We start from the raw sequence: 23708 nt of genomic DNA, 5'->3' as shown, positions 1-23708 counted from the left end.
CCGCTCGCACCCAATGGCATCAGCCCAAGGGTAGCCTTCTCAGGAAGCCTCCGGACAGGTCTGATCGGCGCCCTCGGGCGTTGCGCCAGATTCGTCTCTAGCACCGGTTTTTGACAGGGAGTGCAACGGTTTATCGCGGGGTGGAGCAGCCCGGTAGCTCGTCAGGCTCATAACCTGAAGGTCATAGGTTCAAATCCTATCCCCGCAACCAAGTTTTGATAGCAATATCAGTGAATTAGCCCGCCGGTTGGCGGGCTTTTTCGTTACGGTGCAGGCGCTTACCGAGCGTTCACGTTCACGATTGTTCGGACGCGGTGCCGAGTTCTCCAAAATTTGTGATGTTCACGCTGCCCTCGGGAAACCGCGCGGTGATTTCCAGCGAGCCACCCAAGGCTTCCACATAGCGCCGCAGGTTGCTGACATACATATCCGCGCGCCGTTCAAGCTTGGCGACGGCCGGTTGCCCGACGCCCAATTCGCGCGCCAAATCCTCCTGCGAACGCTCGCGCGCCTGGCGCAGTTCGTGCAACGCCATATCAGCCTTCAACTGTAAGACGCGCGCGTCGACGCGCGCCTTTCGCTCCGGCGAAAAGGCCTTGGTCAATTCCTTGAATGAGCGATGTCCAGTCATCGGATTAAACCCTCCTTCTTGAGTTCATCGAGATGCAGGTCATAAAGCTTGCGGTTCAGGACAAACTTATCCTATTTCTAGGCCGCGCTCGCCGGCCCGGTATACAGCCGCGGAAACCATCGATCGACCACCGCAAATGGAAAACCCAGCCGCACCGCCGATCGCGATGTCGCCGAGACCAGGAAGCCTTTTTCAATGAGGGTGTTGAGCACCGTTCTGGCCTGGCGTTCCTGGTAGTCGGTCAGATCAGGCGCCTTGCCACGCGAGAATTCGCCGACGAGCACGGCTTCGCGCAGCAGCGGCCAGCTGCCTCTCGGCAAGCGGCCAGCGCGGGTCTCCTCCTCGCACCAGATTTCCATGCGGCGCTGAAGCTCAGTGGGTTCGAACAGCGATTCCATGAAGACCATCTGGTCCACGCAGCTCGACAGGAAAAACACGCAGAAATCGACCAGGCCGGATTGGGTGAGGTTGCCGCGACCATCGAGGTCTCCGCGGCGCGGTTGATCGGCGGATTGCAGGGCCGCCTTGTAGGTGTCGACCGCGCGGGCGAGGCCGCGCGAGATCGACCAGAGGCTCGAGCCAATACCGAGCTCCCTCAGCAGCGCGTGCGAGGTGAGGCGCGCGACCCTGCCATTGCCGTCGGCGAACGGGTGAATCCACAGCAGGCGATGGTGTGAGGCTGCCACGCAGATGATGCGCTGAATTTTGGGGAGCGTATCGTTGCCATAGGCAGAGGCGAAGCGTTCGAGCAGTGCAGCCAGGTCTTGCGGGGCAGGGGGGATGTGGCGCCCGACCTTGACGAGGCTGTGCCTTAGTTCACCCGGAACGACTTTTTCTTTCCGGCCCGTCTTTGGATCCGAGACGGTGAGAAGTTGCTCCGGCAATTGCCGGCAGAACTCTTTGTGGACCCAGCGGATGAATTCGATCGCGGTGGATGGTTGCGGCGCCGCTCCGGCATCGATCTTTTGCTGCACGTCGATGTGCGCGCGCGCCTCGAGCTGGAGATTGCGCTTTTCGGGCTCAGTGCTGTAGTCGCCAGCCAGTGCGCGATCGATATCAATGGGGTGGGTATGGTGTCCCTCGATGAGGTTGCTGTAATAGCAGTTCATGGAGCGCACGAGGTGGCCGAGGCCCTCCTGCATGACGGGGTGAAGGCGTCCTGCAAGCGCGTTGCTCCTGGCAACGAGGTCGGTTGCAAGGTCGGAAAGGCGCTTGCTCTCCTCCGGGAAGAGAGGTTCCATGGCGGTGGGGGCAGTCATTTTTGCCGCTTTCATCGTGACAATAATGTATAAATAACAATGGTTTATGAAATTTTAATCCTTGAAATTGCCGGTTATTGTGCCGCTTTCTTCGCCCCGTGGCAACGGCGAAATCTTCCACGGCTGTCGCAAGGCCTCCGCGGTCCCCTGCACGGTCAAATGAGGAAAGATCCCTGACGATGGCCCTGATCGGATATGTCGAAAGCCTGTGGCGCTATCCCGTAAAGAGCATGCGCGGGGAGGCGCTGCCGGAAGCGTTTGTGGGTTTTTCCGGAATCCTGGGGGACCGGCTCTACGCCGTCCACAACTCGACTGCGCTGAAAGCCTTTCCGTACCTGACCGCGCGTGGGCGCAGCGACATGCTGCTGTACCGTCCGTTCTTCCGCGATGGCGAACGCACGGTGCTGCCTTCCAACCTGGCGGAGGCGGAAGCGCTGGGACCCGGCGTCACCCCGCTTTATCCATCTCAGGACGAACTCGCTCTCGCAGTCGAGACACCCTTGGGCGAGGTGCTCGGCATTGATGATCCCCGGTTGCTCCTTGCGCTCGGCGACGACAAATCCCCGGCGTCGGATCTGACGATGCGGCGGTCGGATCGCGCCTTCACGGATTGCCGTCCGATTTCGATCTTCTCGACCCAGACGGTCCGCAAGATCGAAGATGCCGTGGGGCTCGCGGTGGACAAGCGGCGGTTTCGTGCCAACATCTATGTCGACCTTACATCGACGGAGGGGTTTGCCGAGGACCAATATGTCGGCCGCCAGCTCCGCATCGGCGGCAAGGTCGTGATCGCGGTGCTCGAGCGCGATATCAGATGCCAGATGATCAGCCTCGATCCGGAGACCGCGACGGCAAACCCCGAGGTATTGAAATATGTCGCGCGCAGTCACGACGGAAAAGCGGGCGTCTATGCCGCGGTTCTGGTGGAGGGGATGGTGCGCGCGGGGGATGAAGTTCGTCTGGTCGAATAGCGGCGCGTCGGGCAGGGCGGCATGCTAAATCGTCCTTGCGTAAGGCATTGATTTCGCAGGCCTCTGTATCTGTGCAGGGGGTTGTTTTCGATATTTTGGCTGGAGCGGGCAGGTTCCCGCTCAACGGAAAAAGGGTGCGCAGGTGCACGAGCGTTATCAAGGACGATCGCTGGATCGGCTGGAGGACTTCCGCTTCCTCACCGGCCACGGCAAATATGTCGCCGACGATTACGTGCCGGGGGCGCTGCACCTCCATGTGGTTCGCTCGCCGGTCGCCTTCGCCCGGATCGCGCGGCTGGACCTCGAAGCTGCCCGCGCCGTCCCCGGGGTCGTGGCGCTCTATAGCGAGGCCGATCTCGCGGCCGACGGCATCGGGGAGTTGCCGTGTATCACCGTGATCGAGGCGGTGGAGCCGATCATCGTTCCGCCGCGCCCGGCGCTGGCGCGCGGCTTCGTGCGGCATGTCGGCGATCCCGTCGTCTGCATCATCGCGGAATCGCCGGAGGCGGCGATCGCGGCCGGCGAGGCGGTGGATGTCTCCTATGACACGCTGCCCTGCGTCACCGTGGCCACCGCGGCGCTGCGGCCGGACGCCCCGCGCATCTGGCCGGAGGCGCCGGGTAATTCCGCCTTCCTGTTTCGCAAGGGCGATGCTGAAGCTGTTGCCGCGGCGATGGCGCAGGCGGCGCATGTCGTGGAATGCGACCTCTTCAACAACCGCGTGGTCGCGGCCCCCATGGAGACGCGCGCCGCCATCGGCTTTCATGACCGCAAGACCGACAGGTTTTGCCTTTCGCTGACCGGCCAGGGTGTCCACGATCTTCGCCGGCAACTCGCCGATACCATCTTCAAAATTCCCGCCGGGCGCATCCACGTGGTGGTGCCCGACGTCGGCGGCGGCTTCGGGATGAAGAATTATCTCTATCCCGAATATGTGCTGGTGCTGTGGGCGGCGCGAAAACTCGGCCGCCCGGTGCGCTGGGTATCCGAACGATCGGAGGATTTTGTCTCATCCGCGCAGGGCCGCGATTTGTTTGCGCGCTCGAAACTCGCGCTCGACAAGGATGGCCGGTTTCTCGGCCTGGAGGTGCGGGCGGTCGCCAACATGGGCGGCTATCTTTCGACCCTGGGCCCCATCAGTTCCACCAATGCCGCCGGCAGCGCGATAGGCGGTGTCTATGCCATTCCCGCCGTTTTCTTCGAGGTGCGCGGCGCCTTTACCAACACGCCGCCGATCGACGCCTATCGCGGCGCCGGCAAGCCCGAAGCCAATTATCTGATCGAGCGCCTGGTGAACCTTGCATCCGTCAGAACCGGGATCGATGCCGTTAAACTGCGCCGGCGCAATATCATCGGCAGGTTTCCGCATCGCACCGCGATGGGCATGAAGATCGACGGCGGCCGCTTCGGCGCCGGTCTGGACGAGGCGATTGCGCTCGCCGATCGCGACGGCTTTCGCAAGCGCCGCGCGCGATCGAAGAAGGCCGGCTTGCTGCGCGGCATCGGCATTGCCTGCTTTCTCGAAACCTCCCGCGGCGTGCCGAGCGAGTTCGCGCGGGCGGCGTTCGAGCCGGACGGCACGGTGTCGCTGGCGGTCGGGACGCAGTCCAACGGCCAGGGACATGAAACCGCCTATCCCCAGGTCGCGGCCGATCTGCTGGGATTGCCGATTGCCGCATTCCGTTTCCACCAGGGCGACACCGACCTGCTGCCCGGCGGCAACGGCCATGGCGGCGCGCGTTCGATGCATATGGGCGGCACTGCCCTTGTCATGGCCGTCGAAAGATTGATCGAGAAAGGCCGGTTGATCGCCGCGCATCTGCTGCAGGCGCCGGTGGATCAGGTTGGTTTCATCGACGGCAGCTTCGTCGTGCAGGGTACCGAACGTGCCATCGCGATCGGCAAGGTAGCCGATGCCGCGCGGGATCCGGCCAATCTTCCGGAGGGGCTGACGCCGGGGCTGGACGGAAATGCGACGAATACGTCCGATCTCTACACCTTCCCCAACGGCTGCCATGTCGCGGAAGTCGAGATCGATCCGGAAACCGGCGTCGTGCGGCTCGATCGCTACACGATCGCGGATGATTTCGGCCGCCTGATCAACCCGCGCGTGGCGCTCGGGCAGGTTCACGGCGGCGTGGTACAGGGTATCGGGCAGGCCCTGCTGGAGCATGTCGTGTTCGACCCCGAGGGCCAGCTGCTCACCGGTTCATTCCTGGACTATGCGCTGCCGCGCGCGCAGGACCTGCCGAATTTTGCCGGCGGCCTGAATGATTCCGAGCCGACCCTGTCGAACCCGCTGGGCGTGAAAGGAACCGGGCAGGCCGGCGCCATCGCCGCGCCGCAAACCATCATGAACGCCGTGCTCGATGCCTTGTCGCCGCTCGGTATAGATCAACTGGACATGCCGGCGACGCCGTTCCTGGTCTGGAGCGCGATCCAGGCGGCCCGCGCCACGCCGCCAAGTTCGCGCAAGCAATAGCTAGTTCCGCGCGACCGGAAAAATCGACGCCACGATCGCGGTGCCGAGCCGGCTTGCGACCGTGAAGCTTTCGCCGGCATCGATGCGCAGGGCGTGGTCGCTCGCGATCGCGCAGGCGTTGCCGTCGATGGCGAGGTCGCACGGCGTCGTGGCCGCATAGATGATGTGGACGCCGGCCGGGCGGGAATCCGTGGCGCCGGCCGCGAGGCATGACAGGTCGATCGATACGCGTGACCGGTCGCCGAGCAGGTTGACGACTTCGACCGGTCCGGCTTCGAGCCGGCTGACGATCGCCGTTTCCCCGGCAAACCGCACCGGCCTGAACGGCTGCCGGACGTCGATCTCGCCTGTGGGCGTTTCGAGCACGAGTCCGTGACCGGAAACCAGCACCTGCGCGCGGTCGAAGCCGCTGAGGTCGGAAAACGGGCCCGGCGTCACGATGGCGGTGCGGCCAAACCGCCATACCATTCCTTCCCAGCTGCCCGGCGCGAATCCGGGTAGCAGGGCTTCGGCGACGTCGATCGTGACGCCGCCGCCGTTCTTCCAGGGCGTATGCCGGAAGGCGGCCGGATCGATCGCCGCGAGTCGAACCCCGCTGCCGGCAGCCGTGGGGCTCATTGCCCCATCTTGAGGCCGAGCGACTTGCCGATCGTCGCATTCCAGTTGGCGACGCAATCTGCCCCGCAGCGTTGCGCGAAGCCGGGCATGATCGCCTTCACCAGCGCATCCTTGCGCAGCGCCTCGTCAGCCGGCGTCACCGCGACCAGTTTCATCGCCGCCGGCTTGCCTTCCTTGCATGACGCGCTGCCGGTGTTGCAGTCGATGCCGGTCTGGGTTTCGGTTTTGGCCTGTTCGAAAATCGAGTCTTCGAGCTTGCGGACATGGGTCTCCAGGAAGGCCTGCACCTTCGGGTCCAGCGTTTTCCACCATGCGAGATTGGCGAGGTGGGCGGCGAGGCCGAAATTGATCGGCATCGGCGAGATGAATTTTGCCGATTCGTGCCACTTCGAGCGGTAGCCGGACAGCGCGCCGGTGATGGCGCAATCGATCACGCCGCTGGCGAGCGCCGGTTGCACCTCCGCGAATGCGATGGTGATCGGCGAGCCGCCGATGTGGGAGACGAATGCCTGCTGCGAGGCGCCGGACGCGCGCACCTTGCGTCCCCTGAGGTCGGCGACGTTGGTGAAGGCATCGCGGCAGTAGATCACCTGGGCCTGATAGGTACCGAAGCCGAGCAGTTTCAAGCCGTGCTTTTCCTCGAGGAATTTGGCATAGCTCGGCCGCAGCACATCGGCTGCCTTCTGCAGTTCCTCCACCGAGCCGACCAGGCCGACCAGGTCGGCCGCTTCGTTCATCGGCACTTCGCCGGAATTGTAGTTCAGGACGGTGGTGGCGAACTGCAGGGTGCCGGATGAAATCAGCCGGAAGATTTCCGGCCCCTTCAATCCGAGCTCGGTGAAGGATTTCAGCTGGACCTTGATCGCGCCGCCCGACTCCTTTGGAACGGTCTCGTTCCAGAACGGCACTTCGCGGTTGAGATACATCGACAGATTGCCGATGCTGCCGACCACGTTGAACGAGGTGGCGGGCAATCCCTGGGTCTGGGCAGCGACAGGCAGCGGCGCGAGGCCGATGGCAGCAGCGGCGACAAGCGCGGCAAAAACGGGTCGCATCGACATGATCAGGTCTCCTTGAGGGCAGGGGCTATTTCGTCGGTTGCAGCAGGCTCGGCAGCCACAGCGCGATCTCGGGGAATGCAATCAGAATGCCGATCATCATGATCATTGCGCCGACAAATGGAAGGGCGCCGATGCACAGGTCCCAGAACGGCCCTGGTCCGCGCACGGACTGTACCACGTACAGGTTCAGGCCGACCGGCGGGGTGATGAGCGCCGCCTCCATCAGGATCACGAAGATGATGCCCCACCAGATCGGACTGTAGCCCATGGCGGTGATGACGGGCACGACCACCGGCGTGGTGGCGATCATCATCGACAGTGTCTCCATGAAGCAGCCGAGGATCAGGTAGAAAACGACAATCGCGAGCAGCATCGCCAGCGGCGGCAGGCCGAGCGACAGCACCGAATCGGTCACCGCCTTGACGAGGCCGATCGAGACCATCACGAAGTTCAGAAAGAAGGCGGCGATGATGATCAGCATGATCATGCAGGTGGTTCGCACCGTGCCTTCGAAGGCGCGGACCAGCACCGGCAAAGTCAGCTGGCCATTGGCTGCCACCAGGCCCAGCGTCGCCATCAGTCCGAGCGCCGCCGCCTCGGTCGGGGTGGCGATGCCGACATAGATGGACCCGACTACGATGAGGAACAGGCCGAGCGGCGGCACCAGATGTTTCAGCCCGGCGATCCTTTGCGGCCACAGTCCGGCGGTCTCGACGGCGGGACCCGCCATCCCCGGCCGCCAGAGCGTGACGGCGAACACGATCAGCGAGAACAACCCGGCCAGCATGAAGCCCGGAATGAACCCCGCGGCGTAAAGCTGGGCTACCGACGTGTCGGTCAGGACCGCATAGATGATCATGTTGATGGACGGCGGGATCAGGATCCCGAGCGTGCCGCCGGCGGCGATCGATCCGAGGAACAGCGGTGGATTATAGCCGCCCTTCGCCATATTCGGGATCGCGACGGTACCGATGGTTGCGGCGGTCGCCACCGATGAACCCGAGGTAGCGGCGAAGATGGCGCTGGCGGCGATGTTGGTGTGGATCAGGCGTCCCGGAACTTTCGCAAACCACGGCGCGAGCGCGGTGAACAGCCGCTCGCTCATGCCGGAGCGGTGCATCAGCTCGCCCATCATGATGAACATGGGGGCCGCGATCAGAATGAAGTCGTTTGACGTATTCCAGGCCAGTTCGCCCAGCGCGCCGGTCAGCGGAAAGAAGGCGTATTTCTGCGAGAGCACATAGCCCATGATTCCGAGCGCCGCCGCCACCGGCAGGCTGAGCGCCATCAGACCGATCAGCAGGCTGAATGCAGTGCCGATCATGGCTGCGGCACCTCGCGCTTCGGCTCGATTTTGGCCATATCGATGCCGGCCTGCTCGAGTTCCTCGGTTACGCGCAGGCTGCCGATCAATTTGTCGAAGCCGCGCTGGTCCGCGGCCAGAAGCCGCAATATCGCCTGCAACGGCAGCAGCACGGCCATGAAAGCGAACCAGAGCAGGCCGATCCACCAGACGCCTTGCGGCAGCACCATCGGGGTCTGCATGACGGAGGTCGACCGGGCATTCATGGTCCACGATTGCGCCAGGGTTTTCCAGCAGAACCACACCAGCGCCACGGCGATGACGGCGAGGGCAAAGGCCGCCAGCAGGTCGCAGGCCGCACGCAGGCGATAGGGAAAGGCGTCGAGCAGAATATCGACCCGGATGTTGGACTTCGAGGTGACGGTGAAGGCGAGTCCGAGACCGATGCATGCCGCCAACATGTAGCCCGATATCTCGAAGCTTTCGATCATGCCGCGCTTGAAAACGAAGCGGGTGACAACATCGGCTGAAATCAGTGCGCCGCAGCCGAACAGGATACAGCCGCCGGCGAGCCAGGCGAAAATCCGGGAAATGCGCTGGGGCAGGGGCTCGTCGGGCAGCAGCGGATCGTGGTTGCTCATGAATGTTTCTGTCGCACTCTCGTCGAGCCATGTGTATCCGGGGCGTTTTGCGAGCCCGGAATACATGCCGCAGATGCGGCCTTGCCGGGAACGGTAGGGATTCCGGCGACGGTCGTCAAACGAGGATCAATTGCTCGCAGCAATTGCCGCTTTGAGCATCCACATGCATTCCCTTTCTACCGTCTCTGCTCAAAAACATGACAGGCTCGCCTTTCGGAGTGATAGTGCAGGTGGGCCTGATCGCCAGCGCCGCCAAAGGTAAAGTCACGATGTACCCCGACCCGAAATCGCAATCCCAACAGCTCTACAACCGCGCGCTGTCCAGCCTGCCCGGCGGCAACACCCGCACCACCGTGTTCATGAAGCCGTATCCGATCTATGCCGCGCGCGGCGAGGGCTGCCGGGTGTTCGATGTCGACGGCAACGAATATATCGACTGCATCAACAATTTCACCGCGCTGATCCATGGCCACGCCCATCCGGCGCTGGTGGCGGCGGCGACCAAACAGCTGGCGCTGGGGTCGGCGTTCGGGCTGCCGACCGAGTCCGAGATCGATCTCGCCGAATTGTTGGTGGCGCGCCTGCCGTCGGTGGAGCAGGTGCGGTTTACCAACTCCGGCACCGAGGCCGTGATGATGGCGCTGAAGGCGGCGCGTGCGTTCACCGGGCGGCCGAAGATTGCAAAATGCGAGGGCGCCTATCACGGCTCCTACGACTACGCCGAAGTCAGCCTCGATCCCACTCCGGAAGCCTGGGGCCGCAACGCCCCGGTCTCGGTCGCGTATGCGAAGGGCACGCCGGACAACGTGCTGGCCGACGTCATCACCATCCCCTTCAACGACGCCGACGCGGCCGTCAGCCTGATCCGCGAGCATGGCGCGGAGCTCGCTTGCGTTCTGGTCGACCCGATGCCGAACCGCGCCGGACTGGCGCCGGCGGACAAGGCCTATCTGGAGGCGTTGCGCGCGGTCACATCGGAAGTCGGCGCGCTCTTGATCTTCGATGAGGTCATCACCTTCCGCCTCGGCTATCGCGGCGCGCAAGGTCTTTGGGACATCGATCCCGACCTGACCACGCTGGGAAAAATCATGGGCGGCGGCTTTCCGGTCGGCGCCGTCGGCGGCAAGCGGGAGTTCATGGCGGTGTTCGACCCCAGCTCCGGCAAGCCTGATCTGCCGCATGGCGGGACGTTCTCGGCCAATCCGGTAACGATGCGCGCCGGGATCGCGGCGATGGAGTTGCTCGACGATGCCGCCTTCGCGCGGCTCGACGCCATCGGGGCGGCGGTGCGCGGCGGTATCGACGACGCCTTCCGCCGCTTTCGTGTGCCCGGCCGCACCGTCGGGCTCGGATCGCTGCTGAAAATTCATTTTGCCGACCGCCCGGTCCGCGACTATCGGTCGGCCTATCCGAGCGAACAGGAAACGCAGCGATCGGCGGTCTTCAATCGCGCCCTGCTCAATCGGGGCGTGCTGGCGGCGGGCTATGGATTGATGGCCTTGTCGACGCCGATGACGGATCGGGATATCGACCAGATCGTCGCGGCGGCGTCCGAATCCCTCGCCGAGGTGGCGGCGTCGGCCTGAGCGGCGTCCCTTGATCACTTCGCTACTTTTTGCCAACAAGCGTCCATGTCCAGCAAGATCGATCCCATCACGCGATCCGTCGTTCAGCACCGCCTGAGCTCGATCGTGAAGGAAATGGGCGAAGCCATGCTTCGCACCACCTATTCGCAGATCCTGAATTCCAGCCGCGATTTTTCGCTGGCGATCTGCGACACGCGCGCCCGCCTGATCGCGCAGGCCGATCATCTCCCGGTTCACGTCGGCGCGCTGCCCTGGGCGACGCTGGTGGTCGAGGACCGGTTCAAGGATGTTAAGCCCGGCGACGTGTTTCTGCTCAACGATCCCTATCACGGCGGCAGCCATCTGCCCGATCTCACGGTCTTCGTGCCGGTATTCGATGGCGAGAAGCGCTTGCTCTGGACCATCGTCCGCGCCCATTTCAGCGACATCGGCGGCGCCACCCATGGCGCCTACAATCCCGGTGCCACCGAGATCTGGCAGGAAGGGCTGCGCATCCCGCCGATCAGGCTCTCGGAGGCCGGCCGGCCGCGCGAGGATCTGCTCGATCTGCTGGCGCTGAACGTCCGCAATCCGCGCGAATTTCGCGGCGACCTCGCCGCAATGCTGGGGGCGGCCCATCTCGGCGAGCGGCGGGTCTCAAAACTGTTCAGCGAGTTCGGCGCGCCGGTGGTCGAGGCCGCGATCGAGGCGATCCTGGACGCGACCGAGCAGCAGACCCGCGCGGTGGTCTCGACCTGGAAGGACGGCGTGTTCTTCGGCGAAGCCTTCCTCGACGATGACGGCTATGGCCGCAGCGATATCCGGATCGCCGCCAAGGTCACCAAGCAGGGCAGCGACATCGAGGTCGATCTGTCGGATTCCGATCCGCAGTCGAGCAGCTTCGTCAATTCCTCGCATGCCAACATGCAGGCCGCGGTGGCGATGGCCTTTGCCTATCTGATCGATGCCGAAATCCCCAAGAACACCGGCGCGCTGCGACCGCTGAAGGTGATCGCCAGGCAGGGGACGATTGTCTGGGCCGACCCCGGCCGTCCGGTGACGCTGTGCACCAGCCATCCCTCCAACGAAATCGTCGAAGCCATCGTCAAGGCGTTGTCGGCGTCGTGTCCGGAACGCGCCATGGCGGGCTGGAGCCGCCGGTTCCGGATCGCGATCCAGGGCGAAGATCCGCGAACGGGAAAGAGTTTCATCTGGCACCTGTTTCAGGCGCGCCCCGGCGGCGGCGCCTCGTCCGGCGGCGACGGCTATTCGTCGATCGGCGAATGGCACAGCGTCGGCGGCCTCAAATTCGGTAGCCTCGAAGTCGCAGAGGTGCGTTTTCCCCTGCACTTCCGTCGGCATGAATTCCGCGAAAACTCCGGCGGCGACGGCAAATTCCGCGGCGGCCTCGGCGTCGCGCTCGATCTCGTGCTGGAAACCGCAAAGCCCGCGCGTGGCAATACCGCGGGCGACGGCGTGCGCCATGGTCCCTGCGGAATGCTCGGCGGCCAGGACGGCGTGCCGCATGATTACCGGCTGATTTCCGAGGGACGTCCGCCGCGCCCCCTGCGCACCAAGGAAGTCGGCATCGAGCTTCGTCCCGGCGATTGCCTCGAAATCCGCTCCTCCGGCGGAGGCGGCTATGGGCCGGCGGCCGAACGCTCGGCAGAGGCGCGCGCGCGGGATCGTGAACAGGGACTTGTCACTGACGATGCGCCGGCTGGGCAGGGCTCCTGAATATGTACACCATCGGAATTGACGTCGGCGGCACCTATACGGATCTCGTCGCCATCGACGTAACAGGCAAAACCATCTTCGCGAAATCGCCATCGACGCCGGCGGACCAGTCGGTCGGCGTGATGGCGGGGCTGGACGAACTGGCGCGGCGATTAAAGCTGACGCGCGCGGACATGCTGGGTGTGACGGATCGCATCGTGCACGGCACCACGGTCGCGACCAACGCGCTTCTCGAGCGCAAGGGCGCCAAAGTCGCGTTGCTCACCACCGAGGGTCATCGCGACGTTATCGAGATGCGCGAGGGGCTGAAGGACGACCGCTACGACCTGCGTTCGCCGCCGCCGCAACCGCTGGTGCCACGCGAGCGGCGTTTTGGCGTCAAGGAGCGGCTCAAGGCCAATGGCGAGATCGCGATCCCGCTCGACGATCGTTCGCTCGATGACGCCATCGCCGCGATCCGCCGCTCCGGCGCCAATTCGGTCGCGGTCTGCTTCCTGCATTCCTATCTCAACCCCGTGCACGAACTCGCCGCCGTCGAACGGCTGGCGCGCGAACTACCTGACATCAGCATTTCCCGCTCCAGCGACGTGCTGCCGCAGATCAAGGAATATGAGCGCGTCTCGACCACCGTCGTGAACGCCTATGTCCGGCCGCAGGTGCGGCACTATCTGACCAACCTGGAGCAGCGCCTTCACGAGGCCGGCTTCACGGGCTCGCTCTTCATCATCCTGTCCCATGGCGGCATGGCGCCGGTGGAGGAAGCCTCACGGCTCGCCGCGGGCACGGTGCTGTCGGGACCCGCCGGCGGGATTTCCGGCGCCCGGCGCTGCGCCGAGCTAACAGCCATTCCCGATCTGGTGCCGTTCGACATGGGCGGCACCTCGACCGACATCTCGCTGATTTCCGAGGGTCGCGCCTCGCTGTCCGCCGATGGATCGCTCGCCGGCCAGCGCATCGCGCTGCGCAGCCTCGACATCGCCAGCATCGCGGCCGGCGGCGGCTCGATCGCGTCGGTCGATGCCGGCGGTACCTTGCGGGTCGGTCCGGAAAGCGCGGGCTCGGTGCCGGGGCCGGCCTGCTACGGCAATGGCGGCACGGCCGCCACCGTCACTGACGCCAATGTCGTGCTCGGCTATCTCGATGCGAGCGCCTTCATGGGCGGCGCGCGTCCGCTCGACCGCGCGGCAGCCGAAGCCGCGGTCGACCGGGTTGCCGCGTCGCTGGACCTCGAGCGGATCGAGGCCGCCGCCGGCATTTTTCGGATGATCAACCTGAAGATGGCCGACGGCATCCGGCTGATGACCCTGCGCCGTGGCGTCGATCCCAGAAAATTCGCGCTGCTGAGTTTCGGCGGCGCCGCCGGCCTGCATGCCGCCGAGGTCGCGCGCGAACTCGACATCAAGCGCATCATCGTGCCGGTCGCGGCCTCGGTGCTGTCGGCCTGGGGCATGCTGACCAGCGATCTGCGCTACGAAGTCAGCCGCACCCATTACGGCGCCGCCGCCCGCATTTCCGCCGACGAGGCGCGAACCCTGTTTGCGGATCTGGAGCAACAGGCGATCGGCCGGCTGCGTGCCTGGTTCGGCGGCCCGATGACGACGGAACGCTCGGCGGAGATGCGCTACGGCGAACAGATCTTTGAAATCGACGTCGCGCTCGACGGCCTCGACTGGAACGCGGCCACGCTGATCGACCAGATCGAGGACCGCTTCCACCGCCGCCACGAAGAACTCTACACCTACGCCGCGCGCGACCAGGAAGTGGTATTCGTCAACGCGAGGGTCGCCGCGGTCGGCGAAGTGTCGCAGCGCGGCCAGGATGCGCGGCCGACGCCGTCAGCGACAGTCTGCGCGCCGCGCGGAGCGCGGCAGGCCTGGTTCGGCGCCTGGCGCGAGGTCCCGGTCTACGCGCTCGACGATCTCAGGCCTGGCCACACCCTGGCTGGCCCCGCGATCATCGAGGCCGAGACCACCACGGTGGTCGTCGATGCCGGCGACCGGGTGTCCGTCAACGCGCTCGGGTGGCTGGATATTGCGCTGAGGTGATGCGGCAGGAACCTAGACCCGTCATGCCCGGGCTTGTCCCGGGCATCCACGTCCTGGCTTCACTTGAGCAAGGAAAACGTGGATGGCCGGGACGAGCCCGGCCATGACGAGACGGAAGGCGCGCTACTTCTTCTGCCCGTAATTCAACAACCCGCCGAGCCCCTTCGGCGGGTGCGCGCGCAGTGCTTCCTCGTTGGGTTCGGTGCCCCAGCCGGGGCGGTCCGGGATCACCAGATGGCCGTCGACGATTTCGGGCAGGTGGGTGAACAGTTCGTGGTCCCATTCCAGCCGGTCGATGTCGATTTCCATGATCCGCAAATTCGGCACTGCGGCGCAGAAATGTGCGTTCATCATGCTGCAGAGGTGGCCGTAGAAATTATGCGGCGCGACGTTGACCTCGTGGGCTTCGGCGGAGGCTGCGATCTTCATCGACTGCCACACCCCGTTCCACGGCGTGTCGATGATCGCGACGTCCATCGCCTGCTCGCGGAAATAGGGCAGGAATTCGCGCAGGCCCAATAACGTCTCGCAGGACGAGATGGGATGCGGGCTCTGCCGCCTTATATAGCCCAGCGCTTCCGGGTTAAAACTGTCGATCTCGATCCAGAACATGTCGAGGTCGGCGATGGTGCGCAGGATCTTCAGGTAGCCTTCGGTCTTGGCGTTGAAATTGAGGTCGAGCAGGATGTCGACATCGGGCCCGGCGCCGTCGCGGATGGCTTCCAGATGCATGCGCAGGTCGCGCAGCACCTTGCGGTCGACATTGATCTCCGGCTCGAACGGCGAGCCGAAGCCGGGCCGCCAGCCCTGCGGCTTGCCGTCGGTATACGTGAAAATGTTGGTCTTCAGCGCGGTGAACTTCTTGTCCTTGACCTCGCGACCGATCGCCTTGACGCCGTCCAGGTCGGTGATCGCCGGCTTGTACCAGCCGGGATGGTTGATGCGCCAGGTGGCGCAATGCGACCAGTAGACCCGCACGCGATCGCGGATCTTGCCGCCGAGCAGTTCGTAGCAGGGCACGCCCAGCAGCTTGCCCTTGGCGTCGAGCAGCGCGTTTTCGATGGCCCCTAATGCCAGCGCCACCACGCCGCCGGTGGCGGGGCGGGTCGCCGCCGAAAGCTCGGCAAAGATCCGCTCATGCGCCATGACGTCTTGCCCGACGACGCGGCCGGACAGCCGCTGGATCGCGGTGCCGACGCCGGGTGCGCCAAAACCCTCGTCATACTCGCTCCAGCCGACCACGCCGTCCTCGGTCGAGATCTTGACGAAATGGTAGTTCCGCCAGCCTGCGTCGCAGGCGAGGATTTCGACGCTTTTTACTTTTGATATTCTCGTCACGGCGTTCCCTCTTGGTTTTCTCGTTTGCAATTCGGCTTGCGCCGTTTGTCGATCGCTATGGCTTCAATGCCTCAGCGCCTGCGCGATGATGTCGGAACTCTTTTCAGCGACCATGATGGTGGCGGGATGAATGTTCGGCGACGGCATCGCCGGCATCACGGAGGCGTCGACCACGCGCAATCCGTCGATGCCGCGGACCCGCAGCGAACTGTCGACCACGGCGCCGTTATCCTCGCCCATCCGGCAGGTGCCGCAGGGGTGATAGACCGTCGAGCCCATGCTGCGGACGAAGTCGGCGATCTCGTCGTCGCTCTCGATCGCCGGATTCGGCCGGATCTGTTCGGTCACCAGCGAGCGGAACGGCTCGGTGGCGGCGATCTGCCGGCCGATGCGGAAGCCCGCCTGCATGATGCGCATGTCGTCGGGGTGAACGAGGTAATTGGCGAGGATGCGCGGCGGCATCTTGCCTGCCGCGTCGCGCAGCGTGATCTCGCCGCGGCTCTTCGGCCGGCAGACGCTGAAGATGAAGGTAAAGCCCGGCCAGCGATGCAATCCGAGTTTCAGGCTGTCGGAGGAGAAATTCAGCACCTGGTACTGGATATCCGGCACCGGCTCCGTCGGGCTCGATTTCGCGAACAGCGTCGCCTCGGTGGCGCCGACGGCGAGCTGGCCTGTCCCCGTGAACAGCCATTGCAGCGCCATCCTGGCCGACTTGACCGGGTTCATCACGGCTTCATTGAGGGTGTCGCCGCTGTTGGTCCGGAACGCAAAACTCGCCTGATAATGATCCTGCAGGTTCTTGCCGACGCCGGGCAGATCGAGCTTCACCTCGATGCCATGCTGCGCCAGTTCGGCGGCGGGACCGATGCCGGAGGCCAGCAGCAGCACCGGGGAGTTGATGGCGCCGCCGGACAGGATCAGTTCGCGCCGCGCGCCGATGCGCTGGATCTTTCCGTCGCGCTCGACCTCGACGCCGACGGCGCGGCGTCCCTCGAACAGGATTTTCCGCACGTGGGTCCTGGTCATCAATTCGAGATTCTTGCGGCTGAGGTTCGGCCGGAGATAGCCGACCGCAGTCGAGCGGCGCCAGCCATTGTGGACGTTGAGCGGTGCGAAGCCGACGCCATCGATGCGCTCGCCGTTGAAATCGGCGTTGTGCTGATACTGCAGGCGTTCGCAGGCCTCGACAAAGGCCTTCGCCACCGTCGACGGACGCTTGACGTTGGAAACCGTGATCGGACCCCCGGTGCCGCGCCACTGATCCGCGCCGTCGACGCAATGCTCCATCCGCTTGAAATAGGGCAGTACGTCCTCGTAGCCCCAGCCCCGGGCGCCCAGCCGCTGCCACTCGTCATAGTCGCTCGGCGCGCCTCGCAAAAACACCAGCCCGTTGATGGAGCCCGACCCGCCCACCACCTTGCCGCGCGGCCAGATGATGCTGCGGCCGCCCAGCCCCGGCTCCGGCTCGGTTTCGTAGCCCCAGTTGATTTTCGCGTTGGGGACGAGCTTGCCGAAGCCCCGGGGAATATGGATCCAGGGATTGCGGTCGCGCCCGCCGGCCTCGATCACGCACAGCGAAATCCCGGGGTTTTCCGTCAGCCGTGCCGCCACCACGCATCCGGCCGATCCGGCGCCGGCCACCACGACGTCGAATTCCACATCGAACCCGGATTTTGCCATGATGGTCCTTCTGCGAGGATTTGCGCGGGGGGCGTGCCGCGAAGCTTGCCGGCCATCATGGTATCGCCATATGGGATTCGTCCGCAACCGCCGCCATCGGCAGGCGAGGTCGGCAGCGACCGGCCGGATGACGCGCGGCTTCTATCGGTATCTGCGGGCGATCAAGTGATCGAGCGAGAGCAGGCCGGGACCCCGCGCGATCACGATCAGAAAGCAGGTCGCCCAGACGCCGTGAATGGGCCAGGCGTCGGGGTAGACGAAGACCTCGATCACCACGGTCATCAGCAACAGCGCCATCGCTGAAAATCGCGACGCCAGTCCGATTACAAGCAGGACCGGGAATAAATGCTCGGCGACCGCGGCGGCATGGGCAGCGATCCCTGGATCGAGCAGCGGCAGTCGGTACTCGTTCTCGAACAGCGCAATGGCGCTGGGCTTCAGGTTGAATCCCGCGACCTTGGTCTGGCCCGATTGCCAGAACACCATGGCGGGGAAGATGCGGGCCGACAGGGCGATCGGCCAATAGGGAATGCGATCCAGCGCGGCAATCGCGCGCTGGATGATCCGCACCGGCAGGATGGTCGGCGTCGCCGCCGCGTCGAGCGGTTTGCCGAGGGCCGTCATGGTGTCCTTTCCGCCGGAGACAGGATGGCGCGGACGACGCCTGAGCCGATCAGACCCGCGAGATTGCCGGTGAGGTCGAAACCGGCGTGATCGGCGAGCGCGGCGCCGATGGCATCGCGCAGCGGCCGGCCGCCGGCGAGCGACTGCAGGAACGCCGCACCGCCCGGCGGCAGCGCGCGGATTTCGACGTCGAGATGCGGCCGGACGACGAGGGCGTCCTCGCCTTGCCCGGTCTCGATCGGCTGGAGCTCAAGCTCACCGCTGTTCATCGCCCAGATCGTCACGATCGGGAACGGCGAGCGCAGGATGGCGGCCGAGGGATGCAGCTGGAGGCGGATGTCTCCGAGGGTTTCGGCGTCGAGCGCCGCGAAGCCGTCCCCGCCAAGCGGTGTGGCGTCTTCCGCATGGTAGGCGCGGGTTCGCGCCGCCTCGAGCCGCGCTATGTCCGCGAGATAAGGCAGCTCCCGCGCCGGCTCGAACGCGGCGATGAAGTCGGCGAATTCCTCGCCATATTGCGCCAGCAGCGGCGAGCGCGGCGGATGCTGCATCACGAATTGCCGCGCCATCGCGGCAAGGAATTCGCCGCCGACCAGCCGTTCGATGACGGGATGGCGCTGTGCCAGCGCAGCGCCGAGACTTGCCATGACGTTGTTGCGGTAGACGGCAAAGCGTCGCGCCGGAACGGCGCCGGTGTGTGCGGCGATGCCGGGCGGAAAGGTTGCTTCGGCGCCGAGCAGCGCTTTCGCAAAGGATGTCTCGAATGTCGCGGGCATGGCGTCTCTCATGCCGCCGACGCACGCGCCGCGCCCGACAGGATGCGTTGGGCGGCGACGGCCTCGGCGCGCAGCACTGGCCAGTCCGGCACGTCGTTGTCCCACTCAATCAGGGTCGGCAGCGCGCCGGTGCGGGCGATCACCTCACGGTAGAGTGCCCAGACCTCGTCTGCGACAGCCACACGATGGCTGTCGATCAGCAGCGGTTCTCCGGCATCGCCGGTATCGGCATCATGACCGCCCAGGTGAATCTCCGCGACCCGGTGCAGCGGAAACCGGTCGAGATAGTCCATTGCCGACGTGCCATGGTTGGTGGCCGAGACGAAGACGTTGTTGATGTCGAGCAGCAATCCGCACCCGGTGCGCCGCGATATCTCGGCGAGGAAATCGACTTCCGCGATCGTGCTCTCGGCGAAGTCGAGATAGGTCGACGGATTTTCCAGCAGCATCTGCCGCCCGAGCGCGGTCTGCACCTCGTCGACGTGTTCGGCGACCCGTGCCAGCGTCTGCCCGGTATAAGGCAGCGGCAGCAGGTCGTTGAAGTAGACGCCATCATGCGACGACCAGGCGAGATGTTCGGAAAAGCTCGCCGGCGCATAGCGATCGCACAGTTGGCGCAGCCTGGTCAGGTGAGCGCGATCCAGCGGCCCCGTCGAGCCGATCGACAGCCCGACACCGTGAACCGACAGCGCATAGCGTTCGCGCAGCGCGGTGAGCTGCGCATGCGGCGGCCCTCCGGCGCCCATGTAGTTCTCCGCATGGACCTCGAAGAATCCGATCGGCTGTGCTGCGGCCAGAATGGCGGCGGCATGCTCGGGCTTGAAGCCGACGCCGGCCGAAGCCGGCAAATGGGCAGCAATGGGCATCGGCTGAACTCGCTTGGCGGGAGCCTCGAGACCGGCACGCGGGGCGTTCCGCGTGCCGGTGGTTCGGTTCAGGACTTGATGGGCTCGAGCGAACCCGTACCCTTCGGGGTCTTGATGCTCGCGCAGGTCCCCTTGGCGACATACTTCCACGCATCGCCCTGATAGTCGGTTTTGGCCGTGCCGGCGCAGGTGGTGCCGGCGCCCGCCGCGCAATCATTCTCGCCTTTCATGGCGATGCCGAAGCACTTGTCCATGGTCGGCTGCGGCGGCTTTGGCGCCGCGAACGCCGGAGCGGCGATCATGGCAAGCGCGGCGGCAAAGGAGCCGGCGATGGTGGCGTTGGCGAGGGCGGTTCTGGCGGGGACGGTGTTGGAGCTCATGGGGCGATCCTTCCTTGAAACTTCAGCTACGAAAGCGTCACCAAGTTACGGGCGTGGCGGCGGCGCCGTTACGACGTCGTTTCCTCCATCTATCACAAGCCCGTGATAGGAATGGGGCATGACGGGGAAACCGGCGGCCCAGGCTATTTGGCTCGCATCGCGTTGGTCGGGTCCCAATCGTCGCCCGGTGGCTGCCGAAGAAGGTCGCGGCAACGCTCCAACATCAGCCGCGCCGGCTGGTCCGTATCGCGCGCCTGAAGCGCCTGCTCGAACAGCTCGGCGGCCTGCTCGAAATGACGGTCGCGATAGGCGGAGAGTCCGGATTCATACAGCGTCATGCATGGCGGGAGGACCGTACCGTCTTCCGCCATCCCAAGCAGTTCGTAGACCGCGATGCCCTGCGCGCGGCCGTAAACCGTCAGGCGGTCGAGCTCGCGAACGATGATTTGATCCCCGGCGAGGCGACGGGTTTCCTCACCGATGATGATGTCGGTGCCATATTCCTTGTTGGCGCCTTCCAGCCGGCTCGCGACGTTCACGGCGTCGCCGATGACCGTATAGTTGAGGCGGACTTCGGATCCGATATTGCCGACCAGCACGTCACCGGAATTGAGGCCGACCCGCACCCGGAGCGGTCGGCCGGCATCGTCGGTCAGGCCGGATTCCCGGAGTGCGCGCTGGCAGGCGAGCGCGGCGCGGCACGCGTCGGCGGCATGATCGGGGTTGGCCGCAGGTGCACCCCAGAACGCCATCACCGCGTCGCCGATGAATTTGTCGATGGTGCCGCGATGGGCGCTGACCTCGCGCGACATGGTATCGAGATAGCTGGACAGCAGCGGGACGATGCGATCGCCGAGCCGCTCGGACAATCCGGTAAAGCCGGCGATATCGGCGAACAGGATCGTCAGCGGCTTGATCGCGCCGCCAGGGCGAGGTTCGACACCCTCACTCACCAGAGTTCTGACCAGATCGGCGGGGATGTATTTCCGGAAGGCGGCGAGTCCGCCCGCCATGTCGGCGATGGCGCCCGACAGATTCTCGATCTCGGTCACGCCAGAGGCGTGGCGGCGGACCTTGTCGAGATCGAAGCGGGCGACGTGCTTGAGCTCGTCGACGACCATGATCAACGGCGTGGCGATGACGCGCCGGGCGAGCCATGCCGACAGCAGGCCGGCGGCGAGAATGAGGGCCGCCAGGCCGATCAGAAGCTTGCGGATCGTGGCCTCGATGGGACCGAGAAATTCCTTTTCCGGAATCACGGTCGCCAGCGTCCATCCGGGAAAGGCGAGTGGCGTGAGAGTGACCGCATAGGCATCGTCGGCGGCTTCCAGCCTGACCTGACCGGCGGCCTTTTTCTCGGGGCCGGAGCCGCCGGCCTGTCCGATGGCGCGCCGGGCGATCGCGAGCAAGGGCTGGTCGGACCGTTGCATGCTCAGTTCATCGGCATCCGGATCGGGAGCGGCGATGGTCGTGCCGTCGCTCCCCAGAATGAACGCCGCGCCGGACTTTCCGACCGAGAGCTGCGACAGGAACCGGGCGAGGCGGGTATATTCGATGATGATGGCGAGAACGCCCTGGCGTTTCTGGTAAACGTCGATCGGACCGGCATAGGCGATCGACGGGCGCGGCCCCACCGGATGAACCGTGACGTTGAACCAGCGCGGTTCGTCGGCGGCCAGGCCTGAACGAAACCATTCCTGTTCGGTCACCGCATAGTCGGTATTTTCGAAGCGCCGCTTCTCGAACTCGATATCGCCGACCACGACCTGGTATTCGTCGACGCGCCGCTTGACGACGCCGTCGACCGGCGCGATTTCCATCATTTCCAGCGCCAGATCGCCGAGCTTGTGCGCGGCAAAGAACGCGCCGTCCGGCCAGCCGAACGCCACCCAGGAGATGTTCGGCTGCGACTGCAACTGGGACAGGAAGACGAATTCGCGCTTGTCCGCCTCGCGGGTCTCCAGCACGTTCTGCAGGAACAGGGTGCGAATGGCGGTGTGCGCCGCGCGCGCTTCGGTGGTGATGACGGTGACTTCCTTTTCAACCGCCGCGACGATCTGGCGGTTGATAGTGTCGGCCAGCGCGTGGCTGTTGGCTTCGGCGGTCCGCCACCACAGCAGATGGACGCCGACGGCGCTCACCAGGATCGATGCGAGGACCAACCCGGAAATGGCAAGGCGAATGCCGATTCGCATGATGGCGCGTGTCTCCTTGCGGCCTTGCAGTGTCCACCATAGGCCGATAATTCGCAAACGGCCCTCGTTGACGGTTCCGCCCGACGCTTTCCATGCCGGCCGGGCCGCAAATCTTGCCACCTCTCGTGGTATCGCTATATCAGGCTGCTCTCCGGATGTTCATTCTTGAATGAGATCGATCATGACCGACACTACCGCCGACACCGCCCCCGTCTCCCAGCCGTTCCAGGCCGAGGTCGCCGAATTGCTGCACCTGATGGTGCATTCGGTCTATTCAGAAACCGATATTTTCCTGCGTGAATTGATCTCCAACGCCTCCGACGCCTGCGACAAGCTCCGCTATGAGGCGATCGCCAACCCTGAGTTGGTCGCGGATGGCGAGCCGCCCAAAATACGCATCGTGCCCGACAAGACAGCCGATACGCTCCGCGTGGTCGACACCGGCATCGGCATGGACCGCCAGGAGCTGATCGACAATCTCGGCACCATCGCCCGGTCCGGCACCAAATCCTTCCTGTCGCGGCTGACCGAGGCCAAGGACGGCGCCGGGCTGATCGGCCAGTTCGGCGTCGGCTTCTATTCGGCCTTTATGGTGGCAGATCGCATCGTCGTCACCAGCCGCCGTGCGGGGAGCGACGAGGTCTGGACCTGGTCGTCGTCGGGCGGAGCCGGATTTGAAGTCGCACCCGCCGGCGAGGAAGACGCCGCGCGGATCGCACGCGGTACCGAGATCGTGCTGCACCTGAAGCCGGATGCAAAAAAATATCTCGAGACTTACGAAATCGAGCGCATCGTCGGCGCCTATTCCGACAACATCCAGTTCCCGATCGAGCTGGTTGCGGAAGAGCGCGAGCCGCGCCAGATCAATTCGGCCAGCGCATTGTGGCAGCGGTCGAAGTCGGAGCTTGCGGCGGAAGACTACGCCAAGGCCTACAAGTCGATCGCGAACGCGTTCGACGAGCCGGCGATGACGCTGCATTACCGCGCCGAGGGCCGATACTCCTATGCGGTGCTGCTGTTCGCGCCCTCGGCAAAGCCGTTCGATTTGTTCGAGCCGCAACGCAAGGGCAGGGTGAAACTCTATGTCCGCCGCGTCTTCATCACCGACGACGCCGATCTCTTGCCGGCCTATCTGCGCTTCATCCGCGGCGTGGTCGACAGCGAGGACCTGCCGCTCAACATCTCCCGCGAAATGCTGCAGAACAATCCGCAACTGGCGCAGATCAGGAAGGCCGTGACCACGCGGGTCGTCAGCGAGCTCGAAAGCCTCGGTGAGAAGGACCCGGAGAATTTCGCGAAGATCTGGGACGCGTTCGGCCCGGTCATCAAGGAAGGGCTCTACGAGGATTTCGAGCGGCGCGAGAAATTGCTGGCGCTGTCGCGCTTCACCAGTACGGCGGGCGAGAACCGGTCGCTGAAGCAGTACATCGCGGATCTCAAACCGAACCAGACCGAAGTGTACTTCCTGGCCGGCGACAGCATCGAGCGGCTGAAATCGAATCCCAAGCTGGAGTCGGCCGCCGCCCGCGGCATCGAGGT

Annotated in this window: 19 protein-coding genes and 1 tRNA gene; 7 read left to right on the top strand and 13 right to left on the bottom strand. The window is 64.8% G+C overall.

Annotated elements, in window-relative coordinates; genetic code table 11:
• Positions 1–134: 134 nt before the first annotated feature.
• Positions 135–211, top strand: a tRNA-Met gene (locus tag Q7U29_RS19610).
• 84 nt (positions 212–295) lie between these two features.
• Here the strand turns inward: Q7U29_RS19610 and Q7U29_RS19605 are convergent.
• The gene (locus tag Q7U29_RS19605; RefSeq protein WP_304744074.1) at positions 296–604 is read right to left on the bottom strand and encodes an XRE family transcriptional regulator; all 309 of its coding nucleotides are present in this window, start codon (positions 602–604) and stop codon (positions 296–298) included.
• A gap of 104 nt (positions 605–708) precedes the next feature.
• The gene (locus Q7U29_RS19600) at positions 709–1890 is read right to left on the bottom strand and encodes a Fic family protein (RefSeq protein ID WP_304744073.1); all 1182 of its coding nucleotides are present in this window, start codon (positions 1888–1890) and stop codon (positions 709–711) included.
• Between the two features lie 179 nt (positions 1891–2069).
• On the opposite strand from Q7U29_RS19600, the gene Q7U29_RS19595 reads away from it, so the two are divergent.
• Entirely contained in the window at positions 2070–2861 is a 792-nt protein-coding gene (locus Q7U29_RS19595) for an MOSC domain-containing protein (RefSeq protein ID WP_304744071.1), read from the top strand.
• A 142-nt stretch (positions 2862–3003) separates the two neighbouring features.
• Entirely contained in the window at positions 3004–5343 is a 2340-nt protein-coding gene (locus Q7U29_RS19590) for a xanthine dehydrogenase family protein molybdopterin-binding subunit (protein WP_304744069.1), read from the top strand.
• Here the strand turns inward: Q7U29_RS19590 and Q7U29_RS19585 are convergent, their stop codons facing one another.
• The 4 genes from Q7U29_RS19585 to Q7U29_RS19570 are packed head-to-tail and all read right to left on the bottom strand — an operon-like array spanning position 5344 to position 8966.
• Entirely contained in the window at positions 5344–5961 is a 618-nt protein-coding gene (locus Q7U29_RS19585; RefSeq protein WP_304744067.1) for a HutD family protein, read from the bottom strand. It lies immediately after the preceding gene.
• Positions 5958–7022 (bottom strand): TRAP transporter substrate-binding protein, encoded by a 1065-nt coding sequence (locus Q7U29_RS19580; protein ID WP_304744066.1) that lies wholly within the window; start codon positions 7020–7022, stop codon positions 5958–5960. The genes Q7U29_RS19585 and Q7U29_RS19580 overlap by 4 nt, the downstream gene beginning before the upstream one ends.
• A gap of 25 nt (positions 7023–7047) precedes the next feature.
• Positions 7048–8346: a TRAP transporter large permease gene (locus Q7U29_RS19575; protein WP_304744065.1), complete on the bottom strand. Its 1299-nt coding sequence runs from the start codon at positions 8344–8346 to the stop codon at positions 7048–7050.
• Complete coding sequence (locus Q7U29_RS19570) at positions 8343–8966, bottom strand: TRAP transporter small permease subunit (protein WP_304744064.1); 624 nt, start codon at positions 8964–8966, stop codon at positions 8343–8345. Before Q7U29_RS19570 ends, Q7U29_RS19575 begins: the two co-directional genes overlap by 4 nt.
• A gap of 224 nt (positions 8967–9190) precedes the next feature.
• Between Q7U29_RS19570 and Q7U29_RS19565 the strand changes: the two genes are divergently transcribed.
• Genes Q7U29_RS19565 through Q7U29_RS19555 form a run of 3 tightly spaced genes read left to right on the top strand, consistent with a single transcriptional unit; the run spans position 9191 to position 14313 of the window.
• Entirely contained in the window at positions 9191–10552 is a 1362-nt protein-coding gene (locus Q7U29_RS19565; protein WP_304744062.1) for an aspartate aminotransferase family protein, read from the top strand.
• Positions 10553–10597: 45 nt separating this feature from the next.
• Entirely contained in the window at positions 10598–12268 is a 1671-nt protein-coding gene (locus tag Q7U29_RS19560; protein ID WP_304744061.1) for a hydantoinase B/oxoprolinase family protein, read from the top strand.
• A 2-nt stretch (positions 12269–12270) separates the two neighbouring features.
• On the top strand, positions 12271–14313 hold the full coding sequence (locus Q7U29_RS19555) for a hydantoinase/oxoprolinase family protein (protein WP_304744059.1): 2043 nt from the start codon (positions 12271–12273) through the stop codon (positions 14311–14313).
• A gap of 123 nt (positions 14314–14436) precedes the next feature.
• On the opposite strand, the gene Q7U29_RS19550 is transcribed toward Q7U29_RS19555, so the two are convergent.
• The 7 genes from Q7U29_RS19550 to Q7U29_RS19520 form a co-directional block, all read right to left on the bottom strand.
• On the bottom strand, positions 14437–15651 hold the full coding sequence (locus tag Q7U29_RS19550; protein WP_304744057.1) for a mandelate racemase/muconate lactonizing enzyme family protein: 1215 nt from the start codon (positions 15649–15651) through the stop codon (positions 14437–14439).
• 63 nt (positions 15652–15714) lie between these two features.
• The gene (locus tag Q7U29_RS19545; protein WP_304744056.1) at positions 15715–17331 is read right to left on the bottom strand and encodes a GMC family oxidoreductase; all 1617 of its coding nucleotides are present in this window, start codon (positions 17329–17331) and stop codon (positions 15715–15717) included.
• 141 nt (positions 17332–17472) lie between these two features.
• A complete protein-coding gene (locus Q7U29_RS19540; protein WP_304744054.1) occupies positions 17473–17955 on the bottom strand; it encodes a DoxX family protein in 483 nt (160 codons plus the stop codon).
• Positions 17952–18728, bottom strand: a complete 777-nt coding sequence (locus tag Q7U29_RS19535; RefSeq protein WP_304744053.1) for a DUF2063 domain-containing protein — start codon at positions 18726–18728, stop codon at positions 17952–17954. Before Q7U29_RS19535 ends, Q7U29_RS19540 begins: the two co-directional genes overlap by 4 nt.
• 8 nt (positions 18729–18736) lie before the next feature.
• Positions 18737–19594: a DUF692 domain-containing protein gene (locus Q7U29_RS19530; RefSeq protein WP_304744051.1), complete on the bottom strand. Its 858-nt coding sequence runs from the start codon at positions 19592–19594 to the stop codon at positions 18737–18739.
• Positions 19595–19662: 68 nt separating this feature from the next.
• The gene (locus tag Q7U29_RS19525) at positions 19663–19974 is read right to left on the bottom strand and encodes a DUF2282 domain-containing protein (RefSeq protein ID WP_304744049.1); all 312 of its coding nucleotides are present in this window, start codon (positions 19972–19974) and stop codon (positions 19663–19665) included.
• Between the two features lie 143 nt (positions 19975–20117).
• Positions 20118–22169, bottom strand: a complete 2052-nt coding sequence (locus Q7U29_RS19520; protein WP_304744048.1) for an adenylate/guanylate cyclase domain-containing protein — start codon at positions 22167–22169, stop codon at positions 20118–20120.
• Positions 22170–22350: 181 nt separating this feature from the next.
• On the opposite strand from Q7U29_RS19520, the gene htpG reads away from it, so the two are divergent.
• On the top strand, positions 22351–23708 hold a 1358-nt coding region (gene htpG / locus Q7U29_RS19515), incomplete at its 3' end, for a molecular chaperone HtpG (RefSeq protein WP_304744047.1).

The sequence above is a fragment of the Bradyrhizobium sp. genome (assembly GCF_030654605.1).
Lineage (GTDB): Bacteria > Pseudomonadota > Alphaproteobacteria > Rhizobiales > Xanthobacteraceae > Bradyrhizobium.
This window is presented reverse-complemented; position numbering and strand designations above follow the sequence as displayed.